We start from the raw sequence: 6,467 nt of genomic DNA on the forward strand, positions 1-6,467 counted from the left end.
AACGCGATGTTCGCCGCTGCGATGGCGTTCGCGCTCGGCATCAAGCTCGATGCGATCCGCCAGGGCTTGCGCACGTTCGACACCACGTTCTATCAGGCGCCGGGCCGGATGAACGTGTTCAACGAACATCCGTTCAAGGTGCTGTTCGACTACGGCCACAACGCGCACGCGGTCTCCGTGATGGCCGATCTCGCGCAGCGCCTCGATGTCACGGGTCGCCGTATCGTGGTGCTCGCAGGACCCGGCGATCGTCGCGATGAAGATCTGGTTGCGATCGCCGGCGCCGTTGCAGGACGCTTTGATCACTACATCTGCCGTCGCGACGATGGCTTGCGTGGCCGCGACGGCGACGAAGTGCCTGGCATCATGTCAAAAGCGCTGATTGCGGCAGGCGTAGCCGAGTCGGCGGTCTCGATCATCCCTGACGAACAGGAAGCGATCGATGCCGCGCTGCGCATGGGACGCCCGGGGGATCTGCTGCTGGTGTTTGCGGATGCGCTGGTGCGCTCGTGGAAGCAGATCATCAAGTTCCGTCCCGAGGGCCTCTCCGAGGCGCCGCCACCGACGCCAATCGCGTCGCCGAACGCGATCGAGGAACCGTTGTTCGACGAAGCGAGCTTTGCTGCGCTTGGGGGCGTCGTGCGTGACGATCGCGGCATTCACCTCTCGCGGGAAGGTGACGACTGAACGCCGTGCCGGACGTTCTGCCATTCGAGAGTTCGCGCCGCCTCACCGGATTCAACCCGTATTTCTCCGACGTCGGTGCAGCACTGGAAACTGTCGGCATCGGCATCGATGCACAGCTGATCGGCGCATGGCGCGCGCGCGTGAATCGCGTTCGCGACGAACTGGGTTGGCCACCGGGACAGTCGGTCGCACGCGTCCACGCGCGCGATGCGTCCCTCGCGATCACCGCGCCGCTTGACCAGTTGTTCACGGCAACGGAAATCAATGAGTGGGCGTTGCTGGCCGCCTGCGTGCCATCGTCTGTCCCGCGCGGACGTCCGCTGGTCGCCGACGGTGGACAGAACATGCGGCTCCACGCGCCAGGACACCCGGCCGCATGGGACGACGACTGCGCCATGCATACCTTGCGCGCCTACTCGCTCAGTGAGCGCAATGCGCCGCTCGTCGCTTTGGCGGAGGTCGCACGCGCGCATCACCTCACCGTGTTGATCGACGAGGACACGATCTCGGCGGGTGTCGGCGATGGCGCACGCACGTGGTCGCTGGGCGATGTGCCTGATCCGCAGCAGGTGGATTGGAGCGCATTGCACGATGCTCCGATCGCTCTGGTGACCGGATCGAACGGCAAGACCACGACCACGCGCCTGCTTGCGGCGATGACGCAGGCGCACGGATGGCGCACCGCGTACACGTGCACGGATGGCGTGTTCGTCGAATCGACGACGCTTGATGCCGGCGACTTTTCGGGCCCTGCCGGCGCGCGTATCGCATTGCGCACGCCCGGCGTCGAGATGGCGGTGCTTGAAACAGCGCGCGGCGGCATGCTGCGCCGGGGCATTGCCGTGCAACACGCGAATGTCGCCATCGTCACCAACGTCAGCGACGATCATTTCGGAGAGTACGGCGTCCACGATCTCGGCGACCTCGCAGCAGTGAAGCTGGCCGTCGCCCGGACGCTGGGAGCACGCGACGTCCTGGTGCTGAATGCCGACGATGCACTGCTGGTCCGGCACGCCGCGCCGATCGCCGGGCAGATTCACTGGTTCGCATTCGATGCCGATGCTCCGCTGCTCGTGGCAAGGCGTGCCGAGAGTGGAACGACATGCGGCGTCCGTGACGGGCACCTGCACTGGCAGCACGCAGAGGTCGACCACGACCTCGGTGCGGTCACCGACATGCCACTCACCTTCGACGGGTCGGCGCTCTACAACATCGCGAACATTGCCGCGGCGGCGCTCGCTGCCATGGCGCTTGGCGTCGATGCATCCACGATTGCCCGCGTGCTGCTGCGGTTCGGAACGTCGCGCGATGACAATCCCGGCCGCCTGCAGCACTGGTCGTTCGGCGGTCTGTCCGTCTTCGTCGATTACGCGCACAACCCGGATGGATTGCGTGGATTGCTCGGTGTCGCGACGAAGGACTCCGTGGGCAGACTCGGCCTGCTGCTGGGCCAGGCGGGCAATCGCGAGGACGCGGACATCCGCGAATTGGCCGCCGCGGCCGCACGGTTTCGACCCGACCGCGTGGTGCTCAAGGACATGGGCGGCATGCTGCGCGGGCGGCGCGAAGGGGAAGTGCCAGATCTGTTGCAGGACGAACTGGCTCGACACGGCGTCGTCGGTGCTGCAGTCGTGCAGACGCTCGATGAACTGGAGGCGGTGCGGCAGTTGCTGGGGTGGGCACGGGCCGGCGACGTGGTCGTGTTGCCGATCCACGGCACGTCGGTCAAGCCGGCAATCGGACGCCTGCTTGACGGCATGCAGCAGCGCGGCTGGATGGCTGGATCGCCGGTTCCGCTGGAATAGCCCGCGTTGCATGGAGGTCGCGTGGACGATGGCGGGATCCGTCATCCTTTGACGTAACCATCTGCATCAACGTCCGGGGAGAATGATCATGCGAGTCTGCGCCATCCTTTTGGCTTTGTTGCCAATGCTCGCATCAGCGATGCCGCCTGCGGGCGGTGGCGGCGTGCCGCACCCCGCGAGCGACGAGTTGAGCGACGCGCAGCGCGCACGCATCGACGCCGAACTTCAGCGCAACGTGGCCCGACTCGAGCGCGACGGTCGGCTGCAGTCGGTGCCTCCTCTGCTCGCGCCGACGCAAGGTGGCCTGCAGTGGCCTTTGCGCAGCAAGGCGGGGTACACCGATTTCGACTACCACGGCATTTCCAATTTCGTCGATCTTGATCCGACGTTTCCGAATCACCTGCTTGATTGGAACTGTGGTGCACGCACGTACGACCAGGCGGGTGGCTACAACCACGCCGGCATCGATATTTTCCTGTGGCCCTTTCCATGGCTGATGATGGACCAGCAGAGCGTCGAGATCGTCGCGGCGGCGCCCGGCACGATCATCGGCAAGGTGGACGGCAACGATGACCGCAGTTGTCCGAACAATTATTCGGACGATTGGAACGCGGTCTACGTGCAACACACGGATGGCTCGGTCGCGTGGTATGGCCACATGAAGAAGCAGTCGCAAACCGGCAAACCGATCGGCGCGACGGTCGCCACGGGCGAATTCCTCGGCACGGTTGGCAGCGCCGGTTTTTCGAGCGGGCCCCACCTGCACTTCGAGAACCATTCGGCCGTCAGCAACTACACGATCCTCGAACCGTTCAACGGCGCCTGCAACGCGGCGCCGTCGCTGTGGGCGCAACAGCGTCCATATTATGATTCGGCGATCAACAAGCTCGGCACCCACACCGCACTGCCCGACGACCACGGTGTGAATTGTCCGAATCCAGTCGACGAGACGCCGAACCTCACCGATCACTACGCGCCGGGAGCGATGGCCTATTTCGCCGCGTACTATCGCGACCAGCTGGGGCCACAGCAAACCGCGTTCACGGTTGTGCGGCCCGATGGAAGCGCGTTCGCGTCGTGGACCTTTCGCATGTCCGAGTACACATCCGTCCCTTACTATCCGGCGGCGTACTGGTATTGGAACTACACGTTGCCGGGCGACGCTCCGACGGGGCTATGGCATTTCCGCGCGACGTACGAGGGCGTGACATACAACCACGACTTCACCGTCGGTGACGTGATCTTTGCGAACGGATTTGACGGATGACTCTTCCGTGCTTTCCATCGTCGGCGTTGTTCGCGCGCCGACGGACGTCCGGAAGACGAAAATCCTAGCGATGCCGTGCAGCCAGTTCTCCCACGACGTCGGCCAGCGTCATCTTCGCCCCCCGCAAGACGACCAGTAGATGAAACAGCAAGTCCGCCGCTTCCCCGCGCAATTCGTCGCGCTCACCGGCGACCACGGCAAGCGCGACCTCGACGCCTTCCTCGCCCACCTTTTGCGCACGTCGCGACGGTTTGTCGGCCAGCAACTTCGCAACGTAACTCGACGACGGATCCTCGCCCTCGCGCGACGCGATCAGTGCTTCGAGTTCATTGAGCCACGGATGTGCAGGCGCTGCGCCATCGAAGCAGCTGGGCGTGCCGCGATGGCAGGTCGGCCCTGCCGGAATCGCCTGGCACAGCAACGTGTCGTTGTCGCAATCGGAGACAACCGACACGAGCTTCAGCACATCGCCCGACGTCTCACCCTTGCGCCACAGCCGCTGCTTCGATCGCGACCAGAAATGCACTTCGTGCGTTGCAAGCGTGTGTTCAAGCGCATCGCGATTCGTGTAACCGAGCATCAGCACGCGACCATCATGTGCATGCTGCACGATCAGCGGCAGCAATCCGTCGCCCTTGGCCCAGTCCAGCGTGTCGGGGAGTGCGGCACTCACTGGCGCACCACGATGCCGCGCGCGGCGAGATAGACCTTCAGATCGCTCACGCGGATCTCGCCACTGTGGAACACGCTCGCCGCGAGCGCCGCATCGACGCCGCACTGTTCGAACACGCCCGCGAAATGTTCGGGCTTGCCGGCGCCACCCGACGCGACCAGCGGCAACGTCGTTGCGGCGCGGACGGCCGCGAGTTGCGCATGCGCGTAGCCGCCGCGCACACCGTCGTTGCGGATCGTGTTGAGCACGATCTCACCGGCACCACGCTGCGCGACCTCGCGTACCCATGCCAGAAGGTTGCGACCGCTGTCACTCGCCATCTCGGGCCTGCCACTGTTTGCGATCACCAACGCATGTTCCGGGTCGTCGTCGCGCGCATCGACATCGATGCCGATCACCACGCACTGGCTGCCGAAGCGATCGGCGAGTTCGCCGATGAGATCGGGGCGCGCGAGGGCGGGACTGTTGATCGAGATCTTGTCCGCACCGGCCGCAAGCACCTGTTCGGCGTCCGCGACCGAGCGGATTCCGCCGGCGACGCAGAACGGGATGTCGAGTTCGCGTGCGACGCGATCGACCCAGACCGCATCCACACGACGTTCTTCAGGGCTTGCGGTGATGTCGTAAAACACGAGTTCGTCGGCGCCTTCGTCCGCGTACCGCCGGGCCAAGTCGACGATGTCGCCGACGACACGATGGTCGCGGAACTGCACGCCCTTGACGACCATGCCGTTGGCGACATCGAGGCAGGGGATCAGGCGGCGCGCGAGCATTCGGTTTCCTTCGCAGAAATAGGGCTCACAGGGAAATGCTCGTGACCGGGACCGCGCCCGGTTTCTGATACTCGCGCACTGCGGCGAGATCGAGCGTTCCTTCGAGCAATGCGGTTCCGGCGACGCACGCGTGGACCCCGGTTGCTGCCAGCGCATCGACGTCGGTGCGATTGCGCACGCCGCCCGACGCGATCCATGCGAACGACGGCCAGCGCGATGCGAGTTCCCGGTAGAGCGTGAGGTTCGGTCCAGCCGCCATGCCGTCCTGCGCAATATCGGTGGTGAGCACATGACGAAGTCCCGCGGTAAAGAACTGGTCGAGCAGCGCGGTGAAATCGGCATCGCTCTCACCCTGCCATGCATCGACGGCTGGTCGCCAGCGGCCATCGTTGCCTCGGCGAAGATCGAGCGCGAGACAGAGCCGCTCGGCGCCGAACTCTTTGAGCCAATCGGAAAAGGTGTCCGGCTCGCGCACTGCAACGCTGCCGACGACGACACGCGACACACCGGCGTCCAGCACGCGTTGCACGTCTTCACGGGTGCGGACGCCGCCGCCTGCTTGCAGGTGCGAGGCCTGGATCGCGATACGCGACAACGCATCGAGCTGGGTCGGCTTGCCAGCGCGCGCGCCGTCGAGGTCGACCACGTGCAACCAGTCGGTACCCGCATTGGCGTAGCGCTGGGAAAGAAGAACCGGATCTTCGTCGAACGCGCGCGTCTGGTTGAAGTCGCCCTGGCGCAGCCGTACGACGCGCCCATCGCGCAGGTCGATGGCGGGAATGATGTTCATGTCAGCGAGAGGAAATTGGAGAGCAGGCGTCGACCGGCCACCGCGGATTTCTCCGGATGAAATTGCGTGCCATGGACGTTGTCGCGTGCGATTGCCGCCGAGAACCGCAAGCCGTGGTCGCAATACGCAATCGTGCTGACGTCGGCCTGCGCAGCGTATCCATGCACGAAGTAGTACCAGTCATTCGCAGCGAGTCCGTCGAGGAGCGGATGCGCCGCACGATCAGACACGATCTGGTTCCAGCCCATATGCGGCCAGCTCGGTGAAGGCGGAAGACGTTGCACGTGGCCGGAAAGGATGCCGAGACAGTCGGTGCTGCGCGCGGACGAATCATCTGGCGCATCGATGCGGCTTGCCTCCGACGAATGCTCGAACAGCAGCTGCATGCCGAGGCAGATGCCCAGCAGTGGCTGCTTGAGCGTCGGCAGAACGCGGTCGAGCCCGCGCGTGCGCAAACCGGCCATCGCCTGCG

Annotated in this window: 7 protein-coding genes; 3 read left to right on the forward strand and 4 right to left on the reverse strand. The window is 64.9% G+C overall.

Going from position 1 to position 6,467, the window contains the following annotated elements:
* From ABIV12_RS06795 to ABIV12_RS06805, 3 genes are all read left to right on the forward strand, one after another.
* Positions 1–687 (forward strand): cyanophycin synthetase (locus ABIV12_RS06795; protein ID WP_348057571.1); only part of this gene is annotated, 687 nt, incomplete at its 5' end.
* A gap of 5 nt (positions 688–692) precedes the next feature.
* Positions 693–2,492, forward strand: coding sequence for a Mur ligase family protein (locus tag ABIV12_RS06800; RefSeq protein ID WP_348057573.1), 1,800 nt, complete (start codon positions 693–695; stop codon positions 2,490–2,492).
* 124 nt (positions 2,493–2,616) lie between these two features.
* Positions 2,617–3,759: a peptidoglycan DD-metalloendopeptidase family protein gene (locus ABIV12_RS06805; RefSeq protein WP_348057575.1), complete on the forward strand. Its 1,143-nt coding sequence runs from the start codon at positions 2,617–2,619 to the stop codon at positions 3,757–3,759.
* 64 nt (positions 3,760–3,823) lie between these two features.
* Here ABIV12_RS06805 and hisIE read toward each other — a convergent pair whose 3' ends face one another.
* From hisIE to hisH, 4 genes are all read right to left on the reverse strand, one after another.
* Positions 3,824–4,432 carry a bifunctional phosphoribosyl-AMP cyclohydrolase/phosphoribosyl-ATP diphosphatase HisIE gene (hisIE, locus tag ABIV12_RS06810; protein ID WP_348057577.1) on the reverse strand — a complete coding sequence of 203 codons (609 nt, stop codon included), beginning with the start codon at positions 4,430–4,432 and terminating at the stop codon, positions 3,824–3,826.
* Positions 4,429–5,205 (reverse strand): imidazole glycerol phosphate synthase subunit HisF, encoded by a 777-nt coding sequence (gene hisF, locus ABIV12_RS06815; RefSeq protein ID WP_348057579.1) that lies wholly within the window; start codon positions 5,203–5,205, stop codon positions 4,429–4,431. The genes hisIE and hisF overlap by 4 nt, the downstream gene beginning before the upstream one ends.
* A 25-nt stretch (positions 5,206–5,230) precedes the next feature.
* The gene (locus ABIV12_RS06820) at positions 5,231–5,995 is read right to left on the reverse strand and encodes a 1-(5-phosphoribosyl)-5-[(5-phosphoribosylamino)methylideneamino] imidazole-4-carboxamide isomerase (protein WP_348057581.1); all 765 of its coding nucleotides are present in this window, start codon (positions 5,993–5,995) and stop codon (positions 5,231–5,233) included.
* Positions 5,992–6,467: imidazole glycerol phosphate synthase subunit HisH (hisH, locus tag ABIV12_RS06825; RefSeq protein ID WP_348057583.1), on the reverse strand; the 476-nt coding region annotated here is incomplete at its 5' end. The genes ABIV12_RS06820 and hisH, both read right to left, overlap by 4 nt.

Source organism: Dokdonella sp. (assembly GCF_039926425.1).
Lineage (GTDB): Bacteria > Pseudomonadota > Gammaproteobacteria > Xanthomonadales > Rhodanobacteraceae > Dokdonella_A.